The sequence below is a fragment of the Porphyrobacter sp. CACIAM 03H1 genome, from assembly GCF_002215495.1.
Taxonomy (GTDB): Bacteria; Pseudomonadota; Alphaproteobacteria; order Sphingomonadales; family Sphingomonadaceae; genus Erythrobacter.
In genome coordinates, this window is sequence record NZ_CP021378.1 from 3,214,818 (window position 1) to 3,240,457 (window position 25,640).

Below are 25,640 nucleotides of genomic sequence, written 5' to 3' on the forward strand. Positions count from 1 at the left end.
TCCCAAGGGGAGCCGCCCTCCAAACCGCGCCCCGATAGTCCAACACCGGCAAAATGGCAAGCCGCCAGAACGGATTCGCGTGCCGAGCCGAGCTAGGCAGAGCGCCAGTCGCCCGCTAAAGGCTCCCCATGGACGGTGTCATCTCCCCTCTCAAGGCCAGCCTGTTCGTCGCCGCCGGCGGCGCGGCGGGCTCGGTGCTGCGCTATCATGCGGGGCGCTGGGTCCGCGATCTTGCCGGAGCGGGCAACGCCTTCCCGTGGGGGACGCTGGCGGTCAATATCCTCGGCAGCCTTGCGATGGGCGCGCTGGTCGGGTGGTTCGCCCGCTCGGCTCCCGGCGAGCAAACCGCCGAGGTCGCGCGCCTGCTGCTGGGTGTCGGCCTGCTGGGCGGCTTCACCACCTTCAGCGCCTTTTCGTCCGAGCTGGTCACCATGGTCCATCGCGGACAGGCCGGGCTTGCGGCAGGCTATGCCGCCGCCTCGCTTATCGCCGGAATGGCGGCGATGATCGTCGGCCTCGTCGCAGCGCAGAACGTCCGATGACCGCTGCCCCCACCAACGACAACGTCCGCCAGTTCACCGTCGGCCCGGACGACGACGGCATCCGGCTCGACCGCTGGTTCAAGCGCAACCTGCCGCAGGTCGGCTTCGCCACGGTGTCGCGCTGGGCGCGGACCGGGCAGATCCGGGTCGACGGCAAGCGCGCCAAGCCCGAGGATCGCCTCACGGCAGGGCAGGTCCTGCGCGTGCCGCCGGGCGGGGAAGAACCCGCGCGCGAGGCAGCCAAGCCCCGCGCCCGCCCGCTCAGCCCCGAACAGATCGCCGAGGCGCGCGAGATGGTGATCCGCGAGACACCCACCGCGATCGTCCTCAACAAGCCTCCCGGCCTCGCCACGCAGGGCGGGAGCAAGACGACCAAGCATGTCGACGGGCTGCTCGATGCCTTCGTGGAAGGGAACGCGCCGCGCCCGCGCCTCGTCCACCGGCTCGACAAGGACACCTCGGGCGTCCTCCTGATCGCCCGCACCCCGGGCAGCGCCGCGAGCTTCTCCAAGCGGTTCGCCAGCCGCTCGGCGCGCAAGGTCTACTGGGCGCTGGTGGTCGGCGTGCCGCAGCTTGCCGAAGGCGTGATCGACGCCCCGCTCGGCAAGCAGCCGGGCACGGGCGGCGAGAAGATGCATATCGACGAGGAGAACGGCGCGGCGGCCAAGACCCGTTACCGCGTGGTCGACCGGGCGGGCCAGCGCGCGGCGTGGGTCGAGCTCGAACCGCTCACCGGCCGCACCCACCAGCTGCGCGTCCACATGGCCGCGATCGGGCACCCGATCGTGGGCGATGGCAAGTATGGCGGGCAGGACGCCTTCCTGACCGGCGCGGTGAGCCGCAAGATGCACCTCCACGCCCGCCGCCTCATCATCACCGAGCCCAAAGCGGGTGAAGGCAGCGGCGGCAAGCTCGACGTCACCGCCGAACTACCCCCGCACTTCGCCGCCAGCATGGAGGTGCTCGGCTTCGACCCGGCCCTTTCCGATGCCGCCCCCTTGCGCGAGGAGGTGCCCGAGAAGACGCCTGAGGAAAAGAAGCAGGCCGCCCGCCGCCACTTCAAGCAGGCGCGCAAGGAAGAGCGCGCCCCCCGCCGTGCGCGCGGGAGCGCCAACGCCAAGGCGAAACCCAAGCCCAAGGGCAAGGGCAAGGGCAAGCCCGCCAGACCGGCCAAGCCCAAGGGGCCCGGCAAGAGCCCGCGCCGCTGATGCACCCAAACCCGCTTTTCCGCAGCGACGACCATGCGCTCCTCGAAAGCCTAATCGCCGAGATCGGCTTCGGCATGGTCTTCGCCCAGACCCCCGACGGGCCGCGCGTGGCGCACACGCCGCTGCTCTCGACCGCGGACGGCGCAGTGCAGTTCCACCTCGCCCGGGGCAACGCCCTGACGCGGCACCTCGACGGCGGAACGGCACTGATCGTGGTCAACGGGCCCGACGCCTATGTCTCCCCCCGCTGGTACGACAACCGCGACACGGTGCCGACCTGGAACTACGTCGCGCTCGAGCTCGAGGGCCGGGTGCGGCGCATGGCGGACGAGGGGCTGGAGGCTTTCCTTCACGCCGCCATCGCCAAACACGAAGGGCGGCTGGAGGGCGAGCCGTGGCGCGCGGAGGAATCGTCCGAGAAGGTCTGGTCCGGCCTGTTCCGGGGGATCACAGGCTTCGAGATGGAGGTGCTGGCCTGGCGCCCCACACTCAAGCTCTCGCAGAACAAGTCGGCAAATGAACGCGCCCGGATCGCCGAGGGGCTGGAGGCTGCCGGCCATGCCGCCCTCGCCCATCTCGTGCGGGAGCTGCCCGAATGACCCGGCTCCCCAAGCGCTTGGCCGTGTTCGATTGCGACGGCACGCTGGTCGACGGGCAGGCGGACGTGTGCTGGGCAATGGAGCGCGCCTTCACTCGCGCCGGCCTTGAAGCGCCCGACAATCACGCCGTGCGCCGCATCGTCGGCCTGAGCCTGCCCGCCGCTGTCCGCGCCCTCGCACCGGCCCTGAGCGAGGACGAGAACCGCGCCGTCACCGAATTCTACCGATCAAGCTTTCGCGCCCGGCGCGAGGAAGGCCTGCTCGACGAACCGCTCTACGAGGGCATCGCCGACCTGCTGCGCGATCTGCACGCGGGCGGCTGGCAGCTCGCCGTCGCCACCGGCAAGTCCGACCGCGGGCTTGCCGCCTGCCTTGCGGGCCACGGCATCGCCGACCTCTTCATCTCGCTCCAGACCGCCGACCGCCACCCCTCCAAGCCCCATCCGGCGATGCTCGAGGCCGCCCTGTTCGAGGCCGGCGCGGCGCGCGAGGAGACAGTGATGATCGGCGACACCAGCTTCGACATGGTCATGGCGCGCAGCATCGGGGTCGCCGCGATCGGGGTTGGCTGGGGCTATCACGGCGCTGCCGAACTGCTCGCGAGCGGGGCTGCGCAGGTGGTCGAGACCGCCGCCGCGCTTGCCGTCGCACTGGAGGAGACCCTGCCATGAGCCGTTCGCAGCGGGAACTGGAGCACGCACGCGCGCGCACCGGCTTCATCATCATCACCGCCGTCCGGTTCGGCGGGGTGGCAATGGTGATGCTCGGCTTTGCCATCGTGCGCGGCATCATCGACCTGCCCTATGCGGTGGGCGCGGTGATCGCCGTGGCGGGCTTCATCGAGATGTTCTTCCTGCCGCGCTTCATCGCTCGCCGCTTCAAGGCCGGAGACGGACGCGAGAGATGATCCGGCGCTTCTACAAGGATGTCACGCTCGCGCAGCAACCGGGCGGGTCGCAGGTCATGCTCGACGCGCGCGGGGTGAAGACCGTGGGCGGCGCGCCCCAGATCGTGCCGACCGAGGCGCTCGGCGAGGCGCTGGCGGCGGAATGGGCGCGGCAGGGCGAGCGGATCGATCCCGCCAGCCTCCCTCTTCGCGACATGGCCGATTACGCGATCGACGTGGTCGCCGCCGATCCGGCCGCCGTGGCGCAGGGTCTCCTCGCCTATGCCGAGACCGACACCCTGTGCTACCGCGCCGACCCGGACGAGCCGCTCCATGCGCGCCAGCAGGCCGAATGGGAGCCGCTGCTCGCCGCCTTCGAGGCCGCGCATGGCATCACCTTCACAAGGGTGAGCGGCGTGCTCCACCGCCCGCAACCGCCCGAGACGCTCGCCGTGCTGAAGGCGCGGCTGCTCTCGCTCGATCCCTTCACTCTCGCCGGGGTGGAGGCGATGACGAAGCTCGCCGCCTCGCTCGTCACCGCCCTCGCCGCACTCGATGCGGCGCATGAGGACGAGCCGCTCGCGCTGTGGCGGGCGGTGTGTCTGGAGGAGGAATGGCAGGCGGAACTATGGGGCCGCGACGAGGAGGCCGAGGAGCGCCGGGCGCGGCGTGAGGCGGATTTCCTGCGCGCCTGTGCTTTCGCGCGGCTGGCGCGGGGCGCCTAGCCCCCCGTCACCCACGCGGCGACATCCGCCGCCACCCGGTTCGCCGCCGTGTTGAGCCCTGCGCCGACCGCGCGGGCCTCTGCCGGGATGCCTTCCTCGCGCGCCTCGAAGCGGCGGGTCGTGACCTTGCCCTCGCGGTCGATCCGCACCGCATCGAAGCGCACCACCGCCGACCTCGTCGCGACTTCGTAGCCCATGTCGATCAGCGTCCCGCGCATCGTCACCGTGGCGAGGGTTGCGGTGTCGTCACCGTCGACCACCATGGCGCCGCCGCGCGCGCGGATCGTCTCGCCCACCAGCCGCCGGAACAGGCGCGCGGGCTTTTCGACCCAGAAGGCTTCCTGAAGATAGGCCAGTTCGGTGTTCGACACCGCCACCGGCACGCGCAGCACGTCGAGCTTGGCGGGGGTGTCGAAACTCAGCACCGCGATCACCGGCTGTTCGCTGCCGCCCCCGCCGGCTCCGGGGCCTGCCGGGGCGCGCGCTTCGGCGCTCAGGGTCAGCAGGCTCTCGGGCGGCTCGCCGCCCAGGCTGATGCAGCCGGGGAGCGCCAGCAGGAGCGGCGCGGCGACAAGGAGGGGCCTGAGGCGGAGGGTCATGGCATGGGTCCTTCTACGCGGGCCGGATCATTCGGGCTTGTAATCGGGCAGCGACTTGCCGCCCACCAGCGCGCCCGCGCCCTCGCTTTCGAGCTTCTCGGTGACCGAGCGCAGCGCGCGGCTCGTGGCGCGCAGGTCCTCAAGCGTGGCTTCGGCGTTGGGCAGCGTGGTGGTACGCAGCTGGCGCGCGGCCGGGCGCGTGTCCTCGAGCGTGGCAGCGAGCGAGGCGAGCGCGGCATTGGCGCTCTTGAGCGTCGCGCGCAGTTCCTGCGCCAGCGGCTCGCCCTGCTTGTTGAGGAGACCGTCGGTGCTCAGCGCCAGCTTCTCGACCGCATCGAGGGTCTGGTTGAATTCCTGCATCGTGGTGCGGAATTCCTTGAGGTTCTGGGTCAGTTCGGGGGTCGCGTCGGCGAGCCCGCCCGTCAGGCGGTTGGAGTTCCTGAGGATGCCCGCCAGCTCCTCCTGGTTCTCCGGCCCGAGGATCTGGTTCAACTGTTCGGTAAGCGTCGCCAGCCGCTCCAGCAGCAGCGGCGCGTTGGCGACGATTTCGCCGAAGCCGCCGCGCCCCGGGGGGATCACCGGGCGGCCTTCGGGGCAGGCCGTGGTCTCGCAGGTGATCGGCGGGTTGTCCTTGCGCGCACCGTCAAGGAGGATCGTCGACACGCCCGTGAAGCTCGCCTGGATGGTCGCCTGGGTGCCCACTAGGATCGGCACGTCGTCCTTCACCTTGACGCGCACCCGCACGAATTCGGGATTGTCCTTGGCGAGCGCGATCTCGGTCACCTGGCCGACTGGCACGCCCGCGAAGGTAACCTGGCTGCCCTGCGCGAGACCCGAGACCGACTGGTTGTAGAAGATGTCGTATTCGTCCTGCGCGCCCTCGTTGAGCCGCGCGATCCAGACGATGAACGCCGCCAGCGCCGCCAGCAGCACCAGCGTCACCGCACCGACCCACAGATGATTGGCTCTGGTTTCCATGCGCGTTCCCTATGCGGCCCGTGCGGGCGGCTTGTCCAATATTCTCTCGCTCATGCCGGCTCACCCCTGAGGTGGGCGTCATGGGCGCTGCGGCCGCGCGGGCCGTTGAAATATTCCTCGATCCACGGATGCCCCGTCGCGATCAGTTCGGGGATGGTGCCGACCGCGATGATCTTCTTGTCGGCGATCACCGCCACGCGGTCGCAGATCTCGTAGAGCGTATCGAGATCATGGGTTATGAGAAACACCGTAAGGCCCAGCGTTTCCTGCAATTCGCGGGTCAGCCGGTCGAACTTGGCCGCGCCGATCGGGTCGAGCCCGGCGGTGGGCTCGTCGAGGAACAGCAGCTCCGGATCGAGCGCCAGCGCCCGCGCGAGCCCGGCGCGCTTCTTCATCCCGCCCGACAATTCGCTGGGATATTTCTGCACCGCATCCTCGGGCAGGCCGGTGAGCATCACCTTGTAGCGCGCGATCTCGGCGCGGAAGGCGGGATCGAGATCGGGGAAGAACTGCTTGATCGGCACCTCGACGTTCTCGCCCACCGTCAGGGTCGAGAACAGCGCGCCGCCCTGGAACAGCACCCCCCAGCGGCTGCGCACGGCAAGGTCGTTCTCGGCATCCTCGCCGCACAGGTTGTGGCCGAGCACCCGGATCCGCCCCTTGGCGGGGGACTGGAGCCCGATGATCGAGCGCATCAGCACCGACTTGCCCGTGCCCGACCCGCCGACCATACCGAGGATCTCGCCCCGCCGCACCGTCAGGTCGAGCCCGTCGTGAACGGCGAAGTCGCCGAACCGGTTGACCAGACCCTCGACCACGATCACCGGCTGGCCGTCATCGGGATGCGCGTTCATCTTCATCGCCTCATCCCCATCCGATCTCGGTGAAGAACACCGCGAAGAAGGCATCGAGCACGATCACCGCGAAGATCGCCGAGACCACCGCCATCGTGGTGCGGCGGCCGACTTCCTCGGAATTCCCGTGCACCTGCATCCCGTGATAGCACCCGGCGAGCGCGACGATCAGGCCGAACACCGGCGCCTTGATCAGGCCCACCCACAGGTCGTGCGTGGGGACCACCTCCTGGATGCGCAGCAGGAAGGTGAAGAACGGGATGCCGAGCGCGAACTGCCCGACCACCGCCCCGCCGATGATCGCCATCAGCGCGGCGAAGAATCCGAGCAGGATCATCATGAAGGTCGCCGCGACGATCCGGGGGATCACCAGCACCTCGATCGGCGAGATGCCGATGGTGCGCATCGCGTCGATCTCCTCGGTCAGCTTCATCGTGCCGAGCTGTGCGGCGAAGGCGCTGCCAGATCGGCCCGCCACCATGATCGCGGTCATCAGCACGCCCAGTTCGCGCAGGGTGATGCGCCCGACGAGGTTCACCGTCAGCGCCTCGGCCCCGAACTGTTCGAGCTGCACCGAGCCCTGCTGGGCGATGACGATGCCGATGAGAAAGCTCATCAGCCCGATGATCGGCAGGGCCGATACGCCCACCAGCTCCATCTGGTGCACCAGCGCGCGGATCGGGAAGCGGGTGGGATGGCGCAGCAGGCTGGCGATGCCGATCAGGATCTGCCCGAAGAAGCCGACCACGCCGTAGATGCCGCCGCGCGCGCCGAACACCTTCTCGCCCACCGCCAGCGGCACGCGCTCCCACACCGGCAGGCGGTGAGCATGGATGTGGCCGCCGGCGTCGATGTCGCGCATCGCCGCCAGCAGGCGCTGGGCCTCGGGGCTGGCGCCGGTGATCTCGCTGCCGTGCTCGCGCGCGAAGCGGCACACCACCCAGGCGCCGACGGTGTCGATTTCGTCCACCCCCGCCAGATCGACGCTGCCGACCGGGCCGGCGATGTGCTTGAGCTCGCGTTCGAGCGGGCCGATTTTGGAAAGGATGAGCTGCCCCGAAAGCACCAGCCGGGTGCCATCCGCGCCTGCTTCCTCCAGCGAATGTTGGGCGGCGCTCTGCATCGGCCTAGGCTATGGGGCGAATTTTCCCGCCTCGCAAGGCTCTCGCGGCGAAGCGCGGGTGCCTTGCATCATTGCATCGCAACATAGGTGCTGGCATGGCGCGCTGCATCATGAGCGAGACTTTGCCCACCACTTTCGACCCCGCCGACATCGAGGCGCGCTGGTATCAGCATTGGGAAGCGAACGGCTGCTTCCGCCCGGAGCGCCCCGACGCCGAGGCCTTCACCATCGTCAACCCGCCGCCGAACGTGACGGGGAGCCTCCACATCGGCCACGCGCTCGACAACACGCTGCAGGACGTGGTGATCCGGTATGAACGGCTACGCGGCAAGGACGCCTTGTGGGTGGTCGGCACCGACCATGCCGGGATCGCGACTCAGATGGTGGTCGAGCGCCAGATGGAGGCGCGGCAGGACAAGCGCACCAACTACTCGCGCGAGGATTTCGTGGCGAAGGTGTGGGAGTGGAAGGCCGAAAGCGGCGGCACCATCACCCACCAGCTGCGCCGCCTCGGCTGTTCGATGGACTGGAGCCGCGAGCAGTTCACGATGGACCCGCACTTCACCAAGGCGGTGATCAAGACCTTCGTCGATCTCTACAACGACGGGTTGATCTACCGCGACAAGCGGCTGGTGAACTGGGATCCCAAGCTCAAGACCGCGATTTCCGATCTCGAAGTCGAGACGCAGACGATTGCGGGGAGCTTCTGGCACCTCAAATATCCGCTCGCGGACGGTGTGACCCTGCCGGATGGCCGCGACTATCTCGAAGTCGCCACCACCCGTCCCGAAACCATGCTCGCGGATATGGCCGTAGCGGTGAACCCGGCGGACGAACGCTATGCCAGCGTGGTCGGCAAGCACGTGATCCTGCCGATCACCGGCCGCCGCATCCCCGTGATCGCCGACGAACACGCCGATCCCGAACTGGGGAGCGGCTGCGTCAAGATCACGCCGGGGCATGATTTCAACGACTTCGAGGTCGGCAAGCGCGCAGGCTTCGCTGCGGGCGAGATGCTCAACATGCTCGATGCCGAGGCGAACGTGTGCCAGACGGCGGACGGGCTGGTGCCGGAGGAGTTCCTCGGCCTCCACCGCTTCCGCCGCGACGGCGCGGACGGCGCCCGCGAGTTGGTCGTCAAGCGGATGAAGGAGCTCGGGCTGCTCATCCCGCACGTGACCAAGGACAAGGACGGCAACGAGATCGAACACGACGCCGAACCGCGCCAGATCGCCACCCCCTTCGGCGACCGCGGCGGCGTGGTGATCGAGCCGTGGCTGACCGACCAGTGGTATGTGAACGCCGCGGAACTGGCGAAGAAGCCGATCGAAGCCGTGCGTTCGGGCGACATCCAGATCGTGCCCAAGACCTGGGAAAAGACCTTCTTCAACTGGATGGAGAACATCCAGCCGTGGTGCGTCTCGCGCCAGCTGTGGTGGGGGCACCGCATTCCGGCGTGGTTTGCGGACGATGGCCGCTGCTTCGTGGCGGAAACCGCCGAGGCCGCGCAGGCGATGGCGGGAGAGGGCGTTGCCCTGACGCAGGACGAGGACGTGCTCGACACGTGGTTCTCCTCCGCCCTGTGGCCTTTCGCCACGCTGGGGTGGCCGGATGAAACCACCTCCGTTCGCCCTGAGCCTGTCGAAGGGCCGCACTTCTCTTCGGAAGTGAAGGACGGGGCTTCGACAAGCTCAGCCCGAACGGGTCTTTTGCAAAAGCACTTCCCCAACAGCCTCCTCATCTCCGGCTTCGACATCCTGTTCTTCTGGGATGCGCGGATGATGATGATGGGCTTCTACAACATGGGCCAGAAGCCCTGGGACAGGCTCTACCTCCACGGCCTCGTGCGCGCCGCGGACGGGGCGAAGATGTCGAAGTCCAAGGGCAACGTCGTCGATCCGCTCGGCCTGATCGACCAGTACGGTGCGGATGCGCTGCGCTTCTTCATGGCGGCGATGGAAAGCCAGGGCCGCGACATCAAGATGGACGAGAAGCGGGTGGAGGGATACCGCAACTTCGCCACGAAGCTGTGGAACGCCGCGCGCTTCTGCCAGTCGAACGGGATTGGCGCGTCGGACACGATCAAGGCCCCGATTGCGCGGCTTGCGGCCAACCAGTGGATCATCGGCGAGGTGCAGCAATGCGTTGCCGAGATCGACAAGGCGATGGCGGACCTGCGCTTCGACGCGGCCGCGAACGCGATCTACCAGTTCACCTGGTCGAAGTTCTGCGACTGGTATCTGGAGCTGATCAAGCCGGTCTTCGCCGGTGACGCCGACAGCCCGCCCGCGGTCGAGACCCGCGCCGTTGCCGGCTGGGCGCTCGACCAGATCCTCGTCATGCTCCACCCCTTCATGCCCTTCATCACCGAAGAGCTGTGGCACAAGCTGGGTGAGCGTCCCTACGAGCTGATCCTCGCGCAGTGGCCGAACCCGGAAGCCGAGGTCAGCAAGGAAGCGACCGACGCCATCGACTGGGTGATCGACCTCACCACCAACACCCGCAGCGCGAAGAACGAACTCGGCATCGCGCCCGGCGCAAAGCTGGCGGCGTGGCTGGCGGCCCCGTCTGACGTTGCCGCGCGCACCATCGAGCGCTCCAGCGCCGCGATCGAACGCCTCGCGCGGCTCACCCCTGTCACCATCGGCAAGGCACCCGCAGGCCCGGCGATGCAGGTGACCGCGGGCGAGGACGTATTCGTCATCCCGCTCGAAGGGATCGTCGACATCGCGGCGGAGAAAGCCCGGCTCGAAAAGGCGCTGGCGACCAGCACCAAGGAAGCCAAGAGCCTCGAAGGCCGCCTCGCCAACCCCGCCTTTGCCGAGAAGGCCAAGCCCGAAGCGGTCGAGAAGGCCCGCGCCGATCTCGCCCACCACGCGGGTGAGGTCGAGCGGCTGACGGCGGCGCTGGCGCGGCTCGGCTAGGCTCTGCACGGAGGGGCGAAGCGGCGAAGCGTGGCTCCGGGGCCGCGAGCGGTTGCCGACCTGCCCTTCCGGAACATTGCCGAAAGAAGCGAAGTCCCTAAGGTCTGATCGATGAACCACCCCGCCAATGCCGCAACCGCCTCCCGCAGATCACGCAAGGCGGCCACCGGCTTCGCCCGTGCCGCTGCCGTCTTCTTCCGGGGGTTCCTCGATCACCCGCGCATGGTGGCCTCGATCGTCCCGTCCTCGCGCAGCACGATCAATGCCCTGCTCGAACGGCTCGACTGGGACAGCTGCCGCCTTTTCGTCGAATATGGCCCGGGCGTCGGCACCTTCTCGGCTGCCATTCTCGAGCGGCTGCACCCCGAGGGGACGTACCTCGCGATCGACACCAATCCCCGCTTCATCGACTTCCTCGAGCAATCGATCGACGACAAGCGGTTCCAGGCGGTGCTCGGCTCGGCCGCCGATGTCGATGTCTTCATCCGTGCGGCCGGGCACGAGAAGGCCGACTACATCCTGTCGGGTCTGCCCTTTTCCGCCTTGCCGGACGAACAGGGCCGACAGATCGTCGATGCCTCCTACCGGATGCTGCGCGAAGGCGGGGCCTTCCTCACCTACCAGTTCCGCGCGACCGCACGCCGACTGACAGCGCAGCGTTTCGGAACGGTGGATACGGGCCTTGCGCTCCTGAACGTCCCGCCCTGCCTGCTGACCTGGGGCTGGAAGGTGGCCTAAGGCAGGTTGCATTTGCGAGGGGCCGCATTCGTGGCATAGGCGCGCCATGAACCTCACCCTCGCCACCGACGACACCGGCGGGCCCGAGATCTTCGCCTCGCTTCAGGGCGAAGGGCCTTCCGCCGGAATGCCGGTCGCCTTCGTGCGCCTGTCGCGTTGCAATCTTGCCTGCCAGTGGTGCGACACGGCCTATACGTGGCGGTTCGAGGGCGACAACCGGCCCCACCGTGACGGCATTGCCTTCAAGCGCAAGGCCAATCAGGTGACGCTCTCGCCGGCCGACACGGCGGAGCGGATCGCGGCGCTGGGCCAGAAGCGCCTCGTCATCACCGGCGGCGAGCCATTGCTTCAGGCTCCTGCGCTCGCCGAGATGCTGGGGCATCTGCCCGACATCGCGGTCGAGATCGAGACCAACGGCACCGTCGCGCCCCTCGTGCGGCTCGATGTCCGGGTCGATCAGTACAATGTCAGCCCCAAGCTCGCGCACAGTGGCAACCCGGCCGACCGCGCGCTGATCCCCGAACGGCTCGACGCATGGGCGAGCGACCCGCGCGCCTTCCTCAAGTTCGTGGTGGCCTCACCCGAGGATGTGGACGAGGTGCTGGCGCTCCACGGCCGCCACCGCTTCCGCCCCGAGCGGGTATTCCTGATGGCCGAAGGCACCGACAGCGCGACCCTGCGCGCGCGGCAGGTGTGGCTGTCTGAGCTGTGCCTGAAGCACGGCTTCCGGATGAGCGACCGGATGCACATCCATCTCTATGGGGATACGCGGGGTACGTAGCTTCTCGTCATTGCGAGGAGCCGAAGGCGACGCGACAATCCATGGTGTGCCGCCGCGTCCTCCGCTAGCTCTGTTCACGGATTGCTTCGCTTCGCTCGCGATGACGAAGCCGAACTTCTATCCTTGGCTCCGCCAGCGCATCACCACGCGCTCGACCAGTTCTTCCTCGCCGCCGTCCGTGTTCCACAGTTCGACGAAGCTCGGGTCTTCCGAGGCCGGGCGCTTGTGTTCCTCGAGCGCGTCGAAGCAGACGCGGATCGGGATCGCTACGCCCTCGCCGCAGATGATGCATTCGCGGTTGCGCAGCGCCGGGATCGAATCGAGGAACCCGCGCGCCCCTTCGGGCATGGCCGCCTTGACGAAGGCCTGGTCGCGGTCGTTGTTGAGGCGCATTGAGATGATCGTGCCGCACTGCGACAGCACGCCTTCGGCAAGGTCCGAGGGGCGCTGGGTGATGAGGCCGAGCGAAATGCCGTACTTGCGGCCTTCCTTGGCGATGCGGCTCAGGATCTTGCCCACCGACGAGCCATCGGCGTTCTTCTCGTTGGGCACGTAGCGGTGGGCTTCCTCGCACACCAGCAGCACGGGCCGGGTCTTTTCCTCGCGGCCCCAGATTGCGAAGTCGAACACGAGCCGGCTCAGCACCGCGACCACGGTCGAGGTGATGTCGGACGGCACGCCCGAGACGTCGATGATCGAGATTGGCTTGCCGTTGCCCGGCATGCGGAAGATCTTGCCGATGAAGTCGGCCATCGTGTCGCCGACCAGCATTCCCGAGAACATGAACTGGTAGCGCGGATCGGCCTTGATCTCGTCGAGCTTGCCCTTGATGCGCATGTAGGGCGCGCTCGAGGTTGCCTTGTCGAGCTTGCCCATCTCGTCCTGGAGTATGTTGCCGAAGTCCGACAGCAGATAGGGGATGGGCGAATCCACCGTGATCTTGCCCATCGTCTGGGCCAGCCGGTTCTTCTGACGCGCGCCCAGCAGGCACTTGGCGAGAATGTCGGCATCGACCTGGCGTTCGTTGCCGCTGCTGGTGAGCAGAACCTCGCAATGTTCCTCGAAGTTCATCAGCCAGTAGGGCATCTGCAGGTTCGAGACGTCGAGGATCTGCCCCGTGGTGCGGAAGGCGGCGGAATATTCGCCGTGCGGGTCGATCATCACGATGTGACCCTTGGGCGCGGCCTCGCAGATGCGGTGGAGGATCAGCGCGGCGCTGGTCGACTTGCCGGTACCGGTCGAGCCGAGCAGCGCAAAGTGCTTGCCGAGCATGGCGTCGATGTAGAGGCCGGCACGGATGTCCTTGGTGGGGAAAACCTTGCCGATGGTGATGCTGGCCCGGCCGTCGCTGGCGTAGATCTGTTCGAGGTCGCGGGTGGTAGCGGGATAGATCATCGCGCCGGGGATCGGATAGCGGGTGACGCCGCGCTTGAAGCCGTGGATGCGGCCCGTCAGCTTCTCCTCGCCGCTCTCGCCGAGAAAGTCGATATGGGAGATGATCCCGCCTTCGGTGCGGCGGTCCTTGCGTTGGTCGCGGACGTTGGCGAGCAGCCAGGCATCGCCGACGCGGATCTTGATCTGGCTGCCGACCTGCCCTGCCATCTGCACCGAAGGATCGGCGTCCTTCATGCATTCGTTGATGCGTTGCAGGTCGAGCGCGATCTGCGAGCCCGAGCCCGAGATTTCCAGCACCACGCCGATCGGCAGGCGCGAATTCTCGTGCGTGCCGCGGGCATAGACGGTCGCCACTTCCTCGGCGCCGACCGGGTCGGGCCCGGTGAAACGCTCGAAATCCTGTCTCGGGTGATCGGTCATTGGCGCCCTTCCCTCGCGCGGCCCTAAGCCATGGGGAAATAGGGCCGACGAGGTTAAGATCGCGTCAACGCAAACCTTTTCGGGCCGCGGGCTTCAGGCCCGCGCGAACAGCCGTCCGGCGAGCCAGCCCATGCCGAGCGAGAGCGCGATCGCGCCGAGGCCGTAGAAGAACGACCATCGCTGGGCGGCGGTGACCACCTGCCCCTCGAGGCCTGCCTTGACCACCTCGATCCGCGCGGTCGCGCTCGCCAGCACCCGGCCGCGGGCGATGGCGAAGGTCTCGGCGGTGTAACGCCCGGTGGTGACGTTGGAGGGCAGGTCGATGCGCGCCTGGTAGAGCACTTTCTCGGCGATCCGCACCCCGCGCGGGTTCTCCTGATAGAGCCCCTGCCCGCGGCGCAGCGCAACCAGCCCCTGCGCGAAACGGGCCTGTTCCTCGGGATCGATCTGGCCCGAGGGGGAGAGCTGGATGAAGTCCGTGCCTAGTTCGTAGATGGCCGCCGTCCGCTCGTCGACGATATCGGCTACGGGGCGCGAGGAGGCGACCGCAAAGAAGGCCGGGGCGGAGCGGAAGTCGCTCGATCCGGCGTTCATCCAGATGCCGGCGATGCGCTCCTTCTCGCGGATCCGCACCGGCTCGGTCGGGCCCTTGAGCACCACCACGATATCGTAATCGGTGCCGCGCCCGCCCGTGCCCTCGGGGTCGATCACCGCGCCGTAGAGCAGCAGCCGCGCCCCGGTGAAGCCCTGCCGCACCTCGATCCGCGACTGGCTGACGGCGGGCACGAGGACGGGTTCGCGCTGGGCGAGCGCGGGGGTGGCTGTCAGCGCCCCCCACACGAGCAGCAGGCAGGCGAGTCGCCCGGCGAGCCTCAAAGCGGCACCACGGTGTAGATCTCGTCGGGCTGGACGCCGAGGCCGTAGAGCATCCGGAGCGCGATCACGAGCACCAGCGCGGCGAGAGCGAGGCGCAGGTATTCGGGCCGCGCCTTGAGGGCGATCTGCGTTCCGAACTGCGCTCCCAGCACCGATCCCAGCAGCAGCAGCGCCGCCAGCACCAGATCGACCGCCTTGGTCGTGAGCGCGTGGGTCATGGTCGTCACCATCGTCACGAACAGGATCTGGAACAGTGAGGTGCCGACCACCACGTTGCCGCTCATGCCGAGGATGTAGAGCATCGCCGGCACGAGGAGGAACCCGCCGCCCACCCCCATCAGCATGGTCAGCACGCCCACCGCCATGCCGAGGATCATCGGCGCGAGCGGCGAGATATAGAGCCCCGAGGCGTAGAAGCGCCAGCGGTAGGGCAGGCTGGCGACGAGCGGATGGTGGCGGCGCTTTCTGACCTGCGGCCCGCTCTTGCCGAACAGGCCGGGGCGCAGCGCCTCGATCGCCTCGCGCATCATCAGCGTCCCGATCGAGCCGAGCATCACCACGTAGAGGATCGAGATCACCACATCGATCTGGCCGACCGCCTGAAGCGCGCTGAACAGCGCCGCGCCGATCAGCGCGCCGATCATCCCGCCGCCGACCATCACCGCACCCATGCGGTAGTCCACCCCCTTGCGCCGCGAATGGGCGAGCACGCCCGAAACGCTCGCGCCCGTCACCTGCGTGGCGGCAGAGGCGGCGGCGACCGTGGGCGGGATGCCGTAGAAGATCAGCAGCGGGGTCGTCAGGAACCCGCCGCCCACGCCGAACAGCCCCGACAGGATGCCCGTCAGCCCGCCCAGAAGGACGATGTAGAGCCCGTTGACCGACAGATTCGCGATGGGCAGGTAGACGTCCATGCGCGGCAGGCTAGCCGAGGCCGCGGGGCGTTGAAAGCCGCGCCGGGCACTTGTTCCATGATCGCGCCGACGTCTTGTTGAAGACCGGCCGCCCGGCCTTCGGAAACCCGCCGAAAGCGTCGCTGCGACGCCCGACCCGGGGGAGGCATCCCCTGCCACCCGCGCGCGCCAGTCGACCGTGAGGCGCGCCGGCACCTCGCCGATGCGGTTGTCGAGCCTGGGGGTCGGGCCCATGTCGAGCCGCTCCGCATCGCGCTGCGCCCCGCCCCATGCGGCAAGGCCGAGGCTGACGCGCAGGGCCGTGTCGCCGAGCCGCGCCGTCTTGGGCACCTCGCGGGTGATGGCGGCGAAGCCGTCGGCAATGGGGTCGCGCCCCGACCGCCGACCCAGCCCACCTGCCCGCAGGCCTCGAGCCGCGCGCCGAGCGGCAGGGGCAGCGGGGGGAACTCGGTCACGGCATAGGCGGCCGGCGCAGATCCTCGAAAAAGGCGGAGTCGGTGTAGCGCAGCTCGCCCGCCACCCGTACCGGCACGCGCGGCCGCGGGCGAAGCGAGGCGCCGGCCGCGACTTCGCTCTCCCCCCGCCGCACCCGCGTGCGGTAGGCGCGGGTCGCGCGGGCTGGATGGGGCGAGGCGGTATTGCAGCACCGCGCCCGTCTGGCTCGCACGGTAGATCGGCACGCGCCCCTGGCTGACCGGAGCCGCGTCGGAGCCCTGCCGCCAGAAGGTTCAGGCATCGAGCGACCAGCGTCCCGGCCTTGCGGCGGTGGGGCGGCGACGGCGCCTCGGCGCGCGGGCGGGGGAAGAAAGGGCGCGGATGCAGGCGCGGGCAGCGGGGCGGATCCGGGCGGTCGCAGGCCTGCCGCCGCGGCGTTTGGCGGGCCCCCGGCGGCAGCGGGTGCGCGCGGGGTGGAGTGCGCGGGCGCGGCGACGGCGCGGGGCTCCCGCCGCTCGCGGGGCGGGTCTCCGGCTCCCGGGATGCCGGTCTAGGTCTCCCGCGACGTCAGGGGCGACACCAAGCCGTCCCATGCCGCCGCAGGGCGCCGCCTCGCGACCGGGATGGCAACCGCGCCTGCGTCCGGCACGAAGGGGTGCTCCCACCACATCACGCGCGCCGCGCCCCAGCCGCCGATCAGCAGCGTGAGCATCACCAGCGGCCCGGAGCGCGGCGGGCCGCCCCCGGTCATCGACGGACCGGGCCGATCAGCCGCGCCTCGGTCGGGTGATAGTCGTGCTCGGTTTTGTCCGAGGCCGCCGCCGCTCCGCGCAGCGTGCGGATGTAGGCCATCACCGCGCGCCGCCCGGCGATGATCGAAATGACGTTGACGAGCGGCAGGCGCAGCACCGCCCGCAGCCCCTCGCCGAACCCGTATTCGCGCGCGGTGAAGGCAAAGCGCATCGCGAGCCGCCAGCCGAAGGCGAGCCCGTTGGCGACCAGCACCGTCGCCAGCAGCGGGATCAGCGGCAGCGGCTCGGCAAGGCCCGTCACCACCATCAGCCCCATCGCGCCGGTGAGCACCACCATCGCATAGCCCACCAGCAGCACCAGCGCCGTCATCGGCCCGCGCCGGTCTCGCGCGCGCATCCAGTATTCGCTCACCCCCCATCTCAGCCGACGCAGTCCCAGCCCTGCAAGGCGATGCCGAGCACCCAGCGGCTCTTTTGCCGCACCACGGTGTCGAAGCAGTGGGGAAAGAAGGCGCGGGTGGCGATCAGCCGCCCGTCATCGCCGCGCCCAGGGCATCGCGCACCACCAGCGCCTTTCCATGCGCCTCATCGCACTCGCCATTACCGCACCGAGAGCGGTAGCCGAGTTTTTGGCTGCGTAGGATCAGTCGTCAGTTTAATCTGAAGATTTTGCGCGTAACACGACCTGGAGACGTCGAGCGCGCGTCAGGCAGCGTCCCGCAGCGGTTGGTCAGATCCTCCTTGACGGCCTCGAGAGCCAGAGAGAGATGAGCGCCCGCTATGGAACTTCCGCACGTGTCGAGGGCAGCGAGCTGCTCGCGGAGCACCGCTTCGATCTTCTGCAAGCGCCGGCAATCGCCATTGTCGTTGGTGCCCCGTCCCATAGATCCTGATCCCTCAGATCCCTAAGATTAGTCGCTGCCAACGCTTTGCGGAGGCAACCGTTCCGCGACAACGAGCGAAAACGCGTCGAGTCGTGTTTTCCTATCATACTTTAGTATTGCACAGGGGGAGGTTCACGCTACGAACTTGGTGCTCAAAATGGGGGAGACCTAGCATGGGACACCAGGAAAGGGCATCCGAAAATCATGATCTCTCTGCAGGTATGATCAACGATCTGCACCGGGCAGCACAAAGCTCTGGCTCCTACGCGGCCGTAAACGATTCTAGCTACGCCGACGACGCCTGCCTCGAGGCGGCCAAAATGCTACAGGCGCAGCGGCAGAAGCGGTTCAGCTACTTCTCGAATAGAGCGATGTTCACCGATCTATGTTGGGACATCCTGCTGTGCCTGTTCATCGGTGATGCCGAAGCTCGCTCCGCATCTCTCGGCGAGCTGTCCGGCGCGGCGAACTGCTCGCCGAGCACAGCGCTGCGATGGCTGAACGTCCTTGTCGAAGAAGGCATCGTCAGGATTGTCAATCACAGTGAACACGTTCCGGAAATCGGCGTTGCCTTGTCTGCACAAGGACACTCCACGATGCGTCGGTATCTCATCGATGTGGCCACCGATTCAGCGCCTGCGATGCAGCCATAGCGTGTTTGGCGGAGGAGACAGGATGTCCACTCCCGTTACTTGGGCGGAGCTGCCTCCATCATTGTGACGGGCGGTCTGGCTGGTAAGCAGATCGCGGCGCTTCGGCGAATTCTTCGCAGTAATGCGCGCCGATGTGCCGCGCGAGCCACGGGCGATGGCGCGGCACCAGCGGCTCGACCGGGAGCTGCACGAGATCCGCGCCCGCCGCCACGCTCTCGTCAAGCAGGCCGAGCGCGCCGGGGTCGACCATGTCCTCGGCATCGTGCAAGACGACCATCGCGAAGCTGCGGCCGCTGCGCGCCTCGTCGAGCGCCATCGCGGCGTGAAGGCGGTTGAGGCAATCGGCCTTGGTGGTCGGCCCGTCATGCCCGTGGATCACGAGCCGCAGGCGCACGTCGCCGCGCGCGCCGGCGATCGCCGCGCCGAGTGTGGCGGGATCGTTGCGGTAGCAGCCGACGAAGAGGCGCAGCTCGGGCTGCGGCCAAGTTTCGAGCAGATGGCGGATGGTCTGGCCGATCACCGCGGATTCCTGCCAGGCCGGGATCAGCACCGCGACCGGCCCCGACAGCGGGCGGCGCAGCAACGCCCCGTGACTGCGGCGCGGCGTCACCGCACGTACCGTCATTCTGAGCCAGAGGTAAGCGGCATCGACCGCCAGATCGTCGAGCGCCCCGATCAGGAAGAACAGGCCTGCGAAAAGCAGAAGTTCGTGCTGCAGCAGGGCAAGCCCCTGCCACAGACCAGGCTCTGTGATGGACTAGGCGACCCCTTTCCCCAGGTAAGGCGTCAACCTACGTTCACACGGCGTTTAGTCCAATACTCTTGATTCTTTTAGTGGTTTAAATCGTTTTAATTGCGGGCGCCCAGTAAAGCTGATGGGGTGGACGCCCCCGACGGCATCGATGTGCCATAGTGGAGGTGTTGTAACACCTCTGAGGGAGGCGTCCGTCTCGAAGGTTATCACGATTGGTCTGGATATCGCAAAGAACGTTTTTCATGCGCACGGCGCTGATGAGCGCGGCGCGATGGTGTTCAGTCGCAAGCTGACCAGGGGCAAGTTGCTCGAGTTCTTCGCCGGTCAGCCGCCGTGCACGGTGGCACTCGAAGCCTGCGGCGGCGCGCATCACTGGGCACGCCAGCTGCAGGCATTGGGGCATGATGTCCGGCTGATCCCGCCAGCTTACGTGAAGCCGTTCGTGAAGCGGAACAAGAATGATGCGGTCGATGCCGAGGCGATCTGCGAGGCAGCACAGCGCCCCGGCATGCGCTTCGTTGCGGTAAAGACCGAGGAGCAGCAGGCTGCAGGCCTCGTGTTCCGCACCCGCGATCTGGTGGTGCGCCAGCGCACCCAGCTGATCAATGCGATCCGTGGGCACCTCGCCGAGTATGGCTGGGTCGCGCCGCGAGGCACCGCGTCCATGGCGATGCTGGCGGATCTTCTGGAAGACGGCGACATGGCATCAAGCTTGCCGGAAGCTGCGCGGCCGATGTTCAAGCTGATGATCGACCTGCTGGCTGAGCTCGACGAGCAGATCGCCACGCTCGACCGCGAGATCGCGCGGCGGGCCAAGGAAGACGAGGCTGCCCGGCGGTTGATGGCGATCCCCGGCATCGGTCCGATCGCAGCCACTGCCATCATCGCCTTGGCGCCGCCGATCGAGACGTTCCGCAAAGGCCGCGACTTCGCTGCATGGCTTGGCCTTGCGCCGCGCCAGCACTCAACCGGCGGCAAGCAGCGGCTCGGCAGCATCACCAAGATGGGCGAGCGGACCATCAGGCGGCTGCTCATCATGGGGGCAAGCTCGGTGGTGCTGCAGGCCAGCAGGCGCGGCGCTCCGGGTGGCTCATGGCTGGAGCGGATGCTGGCGAGGAAGCCGCGAATACTCGTCTCGGTCGCGCTCGCCAACAAGATGGCACGGATGGTCTGGGCGCTGCTGACCAAGAGAGAAGATTACAGAGCTCCGGCCGCGGTCTCGGCGTAAGCTGAGAAAGCGGTCAGAGGCGTCGGGGATGTAGGCGGTCGAAGGAGGGTATGGCACAACAGTCGGCGAGACGGGGTCGGAAGAACCAGGGAACGTCTGAGCGCTAGCCAAGCGCGCAAAGCTGAAATGAATCCGATCCGCGAACTCCCATACTGGCCCGCAGCTATGGCGCTGCTCATCGAGGCCGGACAGATGACAGCATCCGACTACGTGCCAAAATATCCGAAATTACCGCTTGCATCCAAAGAGGCGTTCTCTAATCGCGCCTCCCTCGTCAAGCCTGCTTCTTCGTCGCTTTCCGGGTCATGGTTCTCTCCGCGGTCGGCAAGAGCCGCCGCAACATCTGGTCCGGTTGGAAAAGCGCGAGTGCTGCAAGGTCCACAACGGGCTGACATCACAAGACATGCCCATGGCCCCTAGCGCGCAGTCACCCGCACCTCGCCCGAGGCGACGAGTTCATCCGTCTGGTGGGATGATCTGATAAACTACTGCGCGGCGGTCTCAGGTGCCCAGCGGAACGGCTCGCCCGATCGCCAAATGCTGTGCAGGATCACCGATAGCTTGCGTGCGAGAGCTATGCGCGCCTTGCCTGACCCCGAGCGCTCGGCGATCGCCAGTGCCCAGTCCTTCAACGGCAACGATCGCTTGACCCGGTGCAGGATCACGACCGCTGCCTCATACATGAGCGTTCGCGCCAGAGCATCGCCGCAGCCGGAGATCCGCCCACTGCGGTCGATCTCTCCCGACTGGTAACGTCTGGGCGTCAGTCCGAGGTGAGCACCGACAGCCCGAGAACGCGAGAACCGTGCCGGGTCTTCGATGGTGCTGACGAAGGCGAGCGCCGACAGGGGCCCGATGCCCGGAACGCTCATCAGCAGTCGGCAGGTCGGGTCTGCCTTGACGCGGCGCTGGATCGCGACGTCGAAGCCGGCAATCTGCTCACGTATATGCCTCCACGTCACAAGCAACGGATGCACGATCGCCGCTACATCGGGAGAATCTACCATGGCGCGTTCAACGCGCCGATCGAACCGCATGCCTCGCTCACTCCCGGGCAAGATGCCGAAGGTCTTCAGAACGCCGCGTATCATGTTGGCAAGCCGCGTTCGCATCCCGACCAGTTGCGCTCTGGCGCCGAGCAACGATCGAGCCTGATGAGCCTCGAGTGACTTGACGTGCACCGCCCGATACCAGCCCGTTCGCACCACCTGCGCCAGGCCTTCGGCATCGTTGTGGTCTGTCTTGTTCAAGCGCATCTGCAGCGCTGACTTCACTCGGCGCGCATCAAGGCACTCGACCCGGAGACCCGCGGCTTGCAGGCCATGCACGAGCCAGGGCGTCATCGCACCGGTCTCCACACCCACCTTCGCATCAGACCCGGCGTGCCTCGAAACCAGCGCAGCGATCTTGTCCGGCTGCGTCGGGCAATCGCCCCTCCAGATGCGCCTGCCTTCAGCGTTCACCACGCAAATGGCGGTCGACTTCTGCGAAACGTCCAATCCTACAGAATGCGGCATCGGAACCTCCAATGTTGCTCACCACCGGGCAAAAAGCCCGGATCGCAACACTAGCGGTAATCCGACTCGATGCCGCGATTACCCGAGGTCCACAGATGACGCCTACCAGCTGCCGACATTGGGCATGCTGGTCCACGGCTCGGCCGGTTCGAGATAGCCTTCCTGGAGCAGTTCGATCGAAATGCCGTCAGGTGACTTGACGAAAGCCATGTGACCGTCGCGCGGGGGGCGATGGATCGTGTGGCCGGCGTCCATCAGCCGCTGGCAGGTCTCGTAGACATTGGCGACACGGTAGGCGAGGTGGCCGAAATTGCGCCCGCCGGTGTATTCCTCGGGCGCGCTGCCATCGGCAGGGGGCCAGTTGTAGGTGAGTTCGACCTCGGCGAGGCCCTCCTGCCCCGGTGCAGCGAGGAAGATCAGCGTGAAGCGCCCCTGCTCGCTGTCAAAGCGGCGCACCTCCTCCAGCCCGATGAGCTTGAAGAAGGCGACCGTTGCCTCCGAATCGGCGACGCGGATCATGCTGTGCAGATACTTGACCATCGGGCTTTCCATCCAAAAACGGTTCATCGACGCTGGCGCACAACTCGCTGCACCAACTCGAACGGGGGACAATGGGATGAGCGGTGACGAGATGCAACCTGCGACTGCGCCAGGCGGTGCCCTTGGCTGGCCGGCCAACCAGCGCTGGTTCGGCACGGCGGCTATCCTCGCGGTCGGAATGGTCGCGGGCGGATACCTGCTGGGCGACGGGCTGCTGCGCGCCAAGGATGCCGAGCGCGCAGTCACCGTGCGCGGGCTGGCCGAACGCGACGTGACCGCCGATCTCGCGACCTGGACGATCTCCTACTCCGCCACCTCCACCAGCCTCGCCGAGGCGCAGGACAAGGTGCGGCGCGACACCGCCAGCATCGAGGCCTTCTTCCGGGAGCTCGGCTTCCCCGCCGATGCGCTCCAGCCGACCGGGGCCAACGTCACCAGCTACACCAGCGAAGGGATCACCACCTACACCGTCCGCCAGCGCCTTGCGCTGCGCACCACCGACATCGCCCGCGCGCAGAAGGCGGTTGCCCGCCAGTTCGATCTGGTCGAGCGCGGGGTGTTCCTCGAGGAAGGCTCGGGCATGGCCTACACCTTCACCAAATTGAACGACATCAAGCCCGAGATGGTCGCCGCCGCCACCCGCGACGCGCGCGCTGCCGCCGAGCAGTTCGCCAAGGATTCGGATTCGGGCGTCGGCAAGATCCGCGACGCCACGCAGGGCTATTTCGCAATCGAGGCGCGCGACGGCGAGGCGGGCGGCTGGGGTTCGGCAGACAGCCCCTACAAGAAGGTGCGGGTTGTCACGACGGTCAGTTTCACGCTCGATTGACGCCTGGCGTGCGATGACTGTTGGACGCCAATTTCGCACCGTCCATCGCGCACGCCGGAGGGCCAGTTGCGCACCCGCGTCGTGCGGAGTATGCGCGCCCCTCTGCCGAAGCGGCGCGCGCTTCCCCGCCCCCCGGCAGAACCGGCCGGGGTCGCACAACCGGACAGCCTGATCGATCATGCTTCAGAAACTGCGCGAGTTTTTCCGTCCCCCGCCGCCGGCCAAGCTGCCGGAAGTGCCGGCGGGCACGCGCTATTACGCGGTCGGCGACATCCACGGGCGGCTTGATCTGTTCAACGCGATGATCGCCGCGATCGAGGAGGAGATCGTCGCTGCGCCGGGGCTCGACCACCGCATCATCCTGCTCGGCGACCTCGTCGACCGCGGGCCGGACAGCGCAGGCGTGGTCGAGCGCGCCCGCGCCTGGCAACAGACCCGCAAGGTGCGCATTCTCGCCGGCAATCACGAGGAGATGTTCCTCGCCGCCTTCACCAAGCCCGAAGCGCTGCGCCACTTCCTCAAGCACGGCGGGCACGAGACGGTGCTGAGCTACGGCTTTTCCAGCAAGCAGCTGGCCAAGCTCGAGCTCGAGGAAATTTTCGAGCGCCTGCCGCAGGTCGTTTCGCAGGAGACGCGCGATTACATCGCCTCCTTCGAGACGATGATCCGGGCAGGCGACTATGTCTTCGTCCATGCCGGGATCGACCCAACGCGCCCGCTGGCCGAACAGAAGCGCAGCGACCTCCTCTGGATCCGCGAGCGTTTCCTCAACCATGAAGGTCCGCTCGAGAAGGTGGTGGTCCACGGGCACACGATCTTCGACCAGGTGATGGACTGCGGCAACCGCATCGGCATCGACACTGGCGCTTTCCGCTCCGGTGTGCTTACAGCCCTCGTGCTTGAGGGCGACCAGCGGCGGATCCTCCAGGCCTGCACGGACGAAGCAGGATCCATCGCGATTTTCCATGGCGAGCGCCCGCATTAATCGCGGTGCGGCGCGCGAGCCGGTTCACAGACAGCGTATCAGGGAAAGCCGGAAATGAAGATTGCGATGGTGGGTTCGGGCTATGTCGGGCTCGTGTCGGGCGCGTGTTTTGCCGATTTCGGGCACGACGTGGTCTGCATCGACAAGGATCAGGGCAAGATCGACCGGTTGCACGCCGGGATCATGCCGATCTACGAGCCGGGCCTCGATGCACTGGTCGAAAGCAACGTGAAGGCCGGGCGCCTCAGCTTCACCACCGATCTGGGCGAAGGCATTGCCGGGGCCGACGCGATCTTCATCGCGGTTGGCACGCCCAGCCGCCGGGGTGACGGCCATGCCGACCTCACCTTCGTCTACGAGGTCGCGCGCGAAGTGGGCGAGAAGCTGTCGGGCGATGCGGTGGTCGTGACCAAGTCGACCGTCCCGGTCGGCACCGGCGACGAGGTGGAGCGGATCATCCGCGAGACCGGCACGGCACACAAGGTTGCGGTCGTTTCCAACCCCGAATTCCTGCGCGAGGGCGCGGCGATCGGCGATTTCAAGCGCCCGGACCGCATCGTCATCGGCGCCGAGGACGATTTCGGCCGCGAGGTGATGCGCGAGGTCTACCGCCCGCTGTTCCTCAACGAAAGCCCGATTCTGTTCACCTCGCGCCGCACAAGCGAGCTGATCAAGTATGCGGCGAACGCATTCCTCGCAACGAAGATCACCTTCATTAACGAGATGGCGGACCTGTGTGAGAAGGTCGGCGCGAATGTGCAGGACGTCTCCCGCGGGATCGGGATGGACAACCGCATCGGCTCCAAGTTCCTACACGCCGGCCCCGGCTATGGCGGGAGCTGCTTCCCCAAGGACACGCTCGCCCTGCTCAAGACCGCCGAGGATTACGACAGCCCGACGCGGATCGTGGAGGCCGTGGTCAAGGTCAACGACACCCGCAAGCGCGCGATGGGCCGCAAGGTCGTCGATGCGCTGGGCGGGCTCGAGGAAGCGCGCGGCAAGAAGGCGGCGCTGCTCGGCCTGACCTTCAAGCCCAACACCGACGACATGCGCGACAGCCCGGCGATTGCGGTGGCGCAGACGCTGATGGACGCGGGGGTGGCGGTGGCCGCCTACGACCCGGAGGGGATGGAACAGGCCCGCCCGCTGCTCCCCAAGGTGACGATGTGCGGCAACCCCTACGAGGCGATCGAGGGCGCCGACGTGGTGGTGATCGTGACCGAATGGGACGCTTTCCGCGCGCTCGATTTCCGCCGCATCAAGCAGATCGCCAAGGCGCCGGTGCTGGTGGACCTCAGGAACATCTACAAGCCCGAGGACATGCGCGCCGCCGGCTTCACCTATGTGAGCGTAGGCCGGGGGTAGTTTGTCTGCGTGCCCGCCTCCGTGGGCACATCCTCGGCGCTATTCCTTCGCTGCGCTCAGGGCGCCTGCGGCTCGCACGCTTGCGCTCGCGGCCCGTTCTTCGGGGGGCCGGATTGTCTTCAACCCGCAAGTTTCG

The 25,640-nt window shown here is 67.4% G+C and carries 26 protein-coding genes; 14 read left to right on the forward strand and 12 right to left on the reverse strand.

Annotated elements, in window-relative coordinates:
- Positions 1-128 precede the first annotated feature (128 nt).
- From crcB to CBR61_RS15230, 6 genes are read left to right on the forward strand one after another with little or no spacing between them, the layout of a single operon-like run.
- A complete protein-coding gene (gene crcB, locus CBR61_RS15205; RefSeq protein WP_088915139.1) occupies positions 129-542 on the forward strand; it encodes a fluoride efflux transporter CrcB in 414 nt (137 codons plus the stop codon).
- The gene (locus CBR61_RS15210) at positions 539-1,750 is read left to right on the forward strand and encodes an RluA family pseudouridine synthase (RefSeq protein WP_088915140.1); all 1,212 of its coding nucleotides are present in this window, start codon (positions 539-541) and stop codon (positions 1,748-1,750) included. Before crcB ends, CBR61_RS15210 begins: the two co-directional genes overlap by 4 nt.
- The gene (locus tag CBR61_RS15215; RefSeq protein WP_088915141.1) at positions 1,750-2,349 is read left to right on the forward strand and encodes an FMN-binding negative transcriptional regulator; all 600 of its coding nucleotides are present in this window, start codon (positions 1,750-1,752) and stop codon (positions 2,347-2,349) included. The genes CBR61_RS15210 and CBR61_RS15215 overlap by 1 nt, the downstream gene beginning before the upstream one ends.
- Positions 2,346-3,020 carry an HAD-IA family hydrolase gene (locus tag CBR61_RS15220; protein WP_088915142.1) on the forward strand — a complete coding sequence of 225 codons (675 nt, stop codon included), beginning with the start codon at positions 2,346-2,348 and terminating at the stop codon, positions 3,018-3,020. Before CBR61_RS15215 ends, CBR61_RS15220 begins: the two co-directional genes overlap by 4 nt.
- Entirely contained in the window at positions 3,017-3,256 is a 240-nt protein-coding gene (locus tag CBR61_RS15225) for a hypothetical protein (protein WP_088915143.1), read from the forward strand. Before CBR61_RS15220 ends, CBR61_RS15225 begins: the two co-directional genes overlap by 4 nt.
- On the forward strand, positions 3,256-3,960 hold the full coding sequence (locus tag CBR61_RS15230; RefSeq protein WP_088915659.1) for an ATP12 family chaperone protein: 705 nt from the start codon (positions 3,256-3,258) through the stop codon (positions 3,958-3,960). The genes CBR61_RS15225 and CBR61_RS15230 overlap by 1 nt, the downstream gene beginning before the upstream one ends.
- Here the strand turns inward: CBR61_RS15230 and CBR61_RS15235 are convergent.
- From CBR61_RS15235 to CBR61_RS15250, 4 genes are read right to left on the reverse strand one after another with little or no spacing between them, the layout of a single operon-like run.
- Positions 3,957-4,559, reverse strand: a complete 603-nt coding sequence (locus CBR61_RS15235) for an ABC-type transport auxiliary lipoprotein family protein (protein WP_088915144.1) — start codon at positions 4,557-4,559, stop codon at positions 3,957-3,959. The genes CBR61_RS15230 and CBR61_RS15235 overlap by 4 nt on opposite strands.
- Before the next feature lie 27 nt (positions 4,560-4,586).
- A complete protein-coding gene (locus tag CBR61_RS15240) occupies positions 4,587-5,537 on the reverse strand; it encodes an MlaD family protein (RefSeq protein ID WP_088915145.1) in 951 nt (316 codons plus the stop codon).
- 50 nt (positions 5,538-5,587) lie between these two features.
- On the reverse strand, positions 5,588-6,397 hold the full coding sequence (locus CBR61_RS15245) for an ABC transporter ATP-binding protein (protein ID WP_088915146.1): 810 nt from the start codon (positions 6,395-6,397) through the stop codon (positions 5,588-5,590).
- A 4-nt stretch (positions 6,398-6,401) separates the two neighbouring features.
- Positions 6,402-7,514: an ABC transporter permease gene (locus CBR61_RS15250; protein WP_088915147.1), complete on the reverse strand. Its 1,113-nt coding sequence runs from the start codon at positions 7,512-7,514 to the stop codon at positions 6,402-6,404.
- Between the two features lie 95 nt (positions 7,515-7,609).
- Between CBR61_RS15250 and CBR61_RS15255 the strand changes: the two genes are divergently transcribed.
- The 3 genes from CBR61_RS15255 (at position 7,610) to CBR61_RS15265 (ending at position 11,957) form a co-directional block, all read left to right on the forward strand.
- Positions 7,610-10,438 carry a valine--tRNA ligase gene (locus CBR61_RS15255; RefSeq protein ID WP_420705671.1) on the forward strand — a complete coding sequence of 943 codons (2,829 nt, stop codon included), beginning with the start codon at positions 7,610-7,612 and terminating at the stop codon, positions 10,436-10,438.
- Positions 10,439-10,549: 111 nt separating this feature from the next.
- Positions 10,550-11,176: a class I SAM-dependent methyltransferase gene (locus tag CBR61_RS15260; protein ID WP_088915148.1), complete on the forward strand. Its 627-nt coding sequence runs from the start codon at positions 10,550-10,552 to the stop codon at positions 11,174-11,176.
- 46 nt (positions 11,177-11,222) lie between these two features.
- On the forward strand, positions 11,223-11,957 hold the full coding sequence (locus CBR61_RS15265; protein WP_088915149.1) for a 7-carboxy-7-deazaguanine synthase QueE: 735 nt from the start codon (positions 11,223-11,225) through the stop codon (positions 11,955-11,957).
- A 117-nt stretch (positions 11,958-12,074) separates the two neighbouring features.
- Here CBR61_RS15265 and CBR61_RS15270 read toward each other — a convergent pair whose 3' ends face one another.
- The 5 genes from CBR61_RS15270 to CBR61_RS15290 form a co-directional block, all read right to left on the reverse strand.
- Positions 12,075-13,772 (reverse strand): ATP-binding protein, encoded by a 1,698-nt coding sequence (locus CBR61_RS15270; protein ID WP_088915150.1) that lies wholly within the window; start codon positions 13,770-13,772, stop codon positions 12,075-12,077.
- Between the two features lie 93 nt (positions 13,773-13,865).
- Positions 13,866-14,621 (reverse strand): TIGR02186 family protein, encoded by a 756-nt coding sequence (locus CBR61_RS15275; RefSeq protein WP_420705708.1) that lies wholly within the window; start codon positions 14,619-14,621, stop codon positions 13,866-13,868.
- Positions 14,622-14,644: 23 nt separating this feature from the next.
- A complete protein-coding gene (locus CBR61_RS15280; RefSeq protein ID WP_088915152.1) occupies positions 14,645-15,562 on the reverse strand; it encodes a sulfite exporter TauE/SafE family protein in 918 nt (305 codons plus the stop codon).
- 985 nt (positions 15,563-16,547) lie between these two features.
- Positions 16,548-16,709 carry a hypothetical protein gene (locus CBR61_RS15285; RefSeq protein ID WP_157696633.1) on the reverse strand — a complete coding sequence of 54 codons (162 nt, stop codon included), beginning with the start codon at positions 16,707-16,709 and terminating at the stop codon, positions 16,548-16,550.
- A 35-nt stretch (positions 16,710-16,744) separates the two neighbouring features.
- Entirely contained in the window at positions 16,745-17,161 is a 417-nt protein-coding gene (locus CBR61_RS15290; protein ID WP_088915154.1) for a hypothetical protein, read from the reverse strand.
- A gap of 645 nt (positions 17,162-17,806) precedes the next feature.
- Here CBR61_RS15290 and CBR61_RS15295 point away from each other — a divergent pair.
- The gene (locus tag CBR61_RS15295; RefSeq protein ID WP_157696634.1) at positions 17,807-18,286 is read left to right on the forward strand and encodes a hypothetical protein; all 480 of its coding nucleotides are present in this window, start codon (positions 17,807-17,809) and stop codon (positions 18,284-18,286) included.
- A 58-nt stretch (positions 18,287-18,344) separates the two neighbouring features.
- Here the strand turns inward: CBR61_RS15295 and CBR61_RS15300 are convergent, their stop codons facing one another.
- Positions 18,345-18,911, reverse strand: a complete 567-nt coding sequence (locus tag CBR61_RS15300) for a glycosyltransferase (RefSeq protein WP_233996759.1) — start codon at positions 18,909-18,911, stop codon at positions 18,345-18,347.
- A 277-nt stretch (positions 18,912-19,188) separates the two neighbouring features.
- Between CBR61_RS15300 and CBR61_RS15305 the strand changes: the two genes are divergently transcribed.
- Positions 19,189-20,268, forward strand: coding sequence for an IS110 family transposase (locus CBR61_RS15305; protein ID WP_088915661.1), 1,080 nt, complete (start codon positions 19,189-19,191; stop codon positions 20,266-20,268).
- Positions 20,269-20,753: 485 nt separating this feature from the next.
- Here the strand turns inward: CBR61_RS15305 and CBR61_RS15310 are convergent, their stop codons facing one another.
- Both CBR61_RS15310 and CBR61_RS15315 read right to left on the reverse strand, forming a co-directional pair.
- On the reverse strand, positions 20,754-21,785 hold the full coding sequence (locus CBR61_RS15310) for an IS110 family transposase (protein ID WP_067406434.1): 1,032 nt from the start codon (positions 21,783-21,785) through the stop codon (positions 20,754-20,756).
- 102 nt (positions 21,786-21,887) lie between these two features.
- Positions 21,888-22,325, reverse strand: coding sequence for a VOC family protein (locus tag CBR61_RS15315; protein WP_088915662.1), 438 nt, complete (start codon positions 22,323-22,325; stop codon positions 21,888-21,890).
- 76 nt (positions 22,326-22,401) lie between these two features.
- Between CBR61_RS15315 and CBR61_RS15320 the strand changes: the two genes are divergently transcribed.
- The 3 genes from CBR61_RS15320 to CBR61_RS15330 all read left to right on the forward strand — a co-directional run bounded on the left by CBR61_RS15320 (position 22,402) and on the right by CBR61_RS15330 (position 25,504).
- Entirely contained in the window at positions 22,402-23,154 is a 753-nt protein-coding gene (locus CBR61_RS15320; RefSeq protein ID WP_088915157.1) for an SIMPL domain-containing protein, read from the forward strand.
- Positions 23,155-23,332: 178 nt separating this feature from the next.
- The gene (locus CBR61_RS15325; RefSeq protein ID WP_172835981.1) at positions 23,333-24,139 is read left to right on the forward strand and encodes a metallophosphoesterase family protein; all 807 of its coding nucleotides are present in this window, start codon (positions 23,333-23,335) and stop codon (positions 24,137-24,139) included.
- Positions 24,140-24,193: 54 nt separating this feature from the next.
- The gene (locus CBR61_RS15330) at positions 24,194-25,504 is read left to right on the forward strand and encodes a UDP-glucose dehydrogenase family protein (protein WP_088915158.1); all 1,311 of its coding nucleotides are present in this window, start codon (positions 24,194-24,196) and stop codon (positions 25,502-25,504) included.
- Positions 25,505-25,640 lie beyond the last annotated feature (136 nt).

Bases quoted from the DNA above. Each gene is read 5' to 3' on its own strand.
- CBR61_RS15295 (WP_157696634.1), top strand. From the start codon at position 17,807: ATGGGACACCAGGAAAGGGCATCCGAAAATCATGATCTCTCTGCAGGT.
- CBR61_RS15325 (WP_172835981.1), top strand. From the start codon at position 23,333: ATGCTTCAGAAACTGCGCGAGTTTTTCCGTCCCCCGCCGCCGGCCAAG.
- CBR61_RS15330 (WP_088915158.1), top strand. From the start codon at position 24,194: ATGAAGATTGCGATGGTGGGTTCGGGCTATGTCGGGCTCGTGTCGGGC.
- CBR61_RS15280 (WP_088915152.1), bottom strand. From the start codon at position 15,562: ATGGACGTCTACCTGCCCATCGCGAATCTGTCGGTCAACGGGCTCTAC.
- CBR61_RS15310 (WP_067406434.1), bottom strand. From the start codon at position 21,785: ATGCCGCATTCTGTAGGATTGGACGTTTCGCAGAAGTCGACCGCCATT.
- CBR61_RS15265 (WP_088915149.1), top strand. From the start codon at position 11,223: ATGAACCTCACCCTCGCCACCGACGACACCGGCGGGCCCGAGATCTTC.
- CBR61_RS15220 (WP_088915142.1), top strand. From the start codon at position 2,346: ATGACCCGGCTCCCCAAGCGCTTGGCCGTGTTCGATTGCGACGGCACG.
- CBR61_RS15240 (WP_088915145.1), bottom strand. From the start codon at position 5,537: ATGGAAACCAGAGCCAATCATCTGTGGGTCGGTGCGGTGACGCTGGTG.
- CBR61_RS15225 (WP_088915143.1), top strand. From the start codon at position 3,017: ATGAGCCGTTCGCAGCGGGAACTGGAGCACGCACGCGCGCGCACCGGC.
- CBR61_RS15235 (WP_088915144.1), bottom strand. From the start codon at position 4,559: ATGACCCTCCGCCTCAGGCCCCTCCTTGTCGCCGCGCCGCTCCTGCTG.
- CBR61_RS15245 (WP_088915146.1), bottom strand. From the start codon at position 6,397: ATGAAGATGAACGCGCATCCCGATGACGGCCAGCCGGTGATCGTGGTC.
- CBR61_RS15255 (WP_420705671.1), top strand. From the start codon at position 7,610: ATGGCGCGCTGCATCATGAGCGAGACTTTGCCCACCACTTTCGACCCC.
- CBR61_RS15270 (WP_088915150.1), bottom strand. From the start codon at position 13,772: ATGACCGATCACCCGAGACAGGATTTCGAGCGTTTCACCGGGCCCGAC.
- CBR61_RS15210 (WP_088915140.1), top strand. From the start codon at position 539: ATGACCGCTGCCCCCACCAACGACAACGTCCGCCAGTTCACCGTCGGC.
- CBR61_RS15260 (WP_088915148.1), top strand. From the start codon at position 10,550: ATGAACCACCCCGCCAATGCCGCAACCGCCTCCCGCAGATCACGCAAG.
- CBR61_RS15305 (WP_088915661.1), top strand. From the start codon at position 19,189: ATGTGCCATAGTGGAGGTGTTGTAACACCTCTGAGGGAGGCGTCCGTC.
- CBR61_RS15285 (WP_157696633.1), bottom strand. From the start codon at position 16,709: ATGCTCACGCTGCTGATCGGCGGCTGGGGCGCGGCGCGCGTGATGTGG.
- CBR61_RS15300 (WP_233996759.1), bottom strand. From the start codon at position 18,911: ATGACGGTACGTGCGGTGACGCCGCGCCGCAGTCACGGGGCGTTGCTG.
- CBR61_RS15250 (WP_088915147.1), bottom strand. From the start codon at position 7,514: ATGCAGAGCGCCGCCCAACATTCGCTGGAGGAAGCAGGCGCGGATGGC.
- crcB (WP_088915139.1), top strand. From the start codon at position 129: ATGGACGGTGTCATCTCCCCTCTCAAGGCCAGCCTGTTCGTCGCCGCC.
- CBR61_RS15315 (WP_088915662.1), bottom strand. From the start codon at position 22,325: ATGGTCAAGTATCTGCACAGCATGATCCGCGTCGCCGATTCGGAGGCA.
- CBR61_RS15215 (WP_088915141.1), top strand. From the start codon at position 1,750: ATGCACCCAAACCCGCTTTTCCGCAGCGACGACCATGCGCTCCTCGAA.
- CBR61_RS15320 (WP_088915157.1), top strand. From the start codon at position 22,402: ATGAGCGGTGACGAGATGCAACCTGCGACTGCGCCAGGCGGTGCCCTT.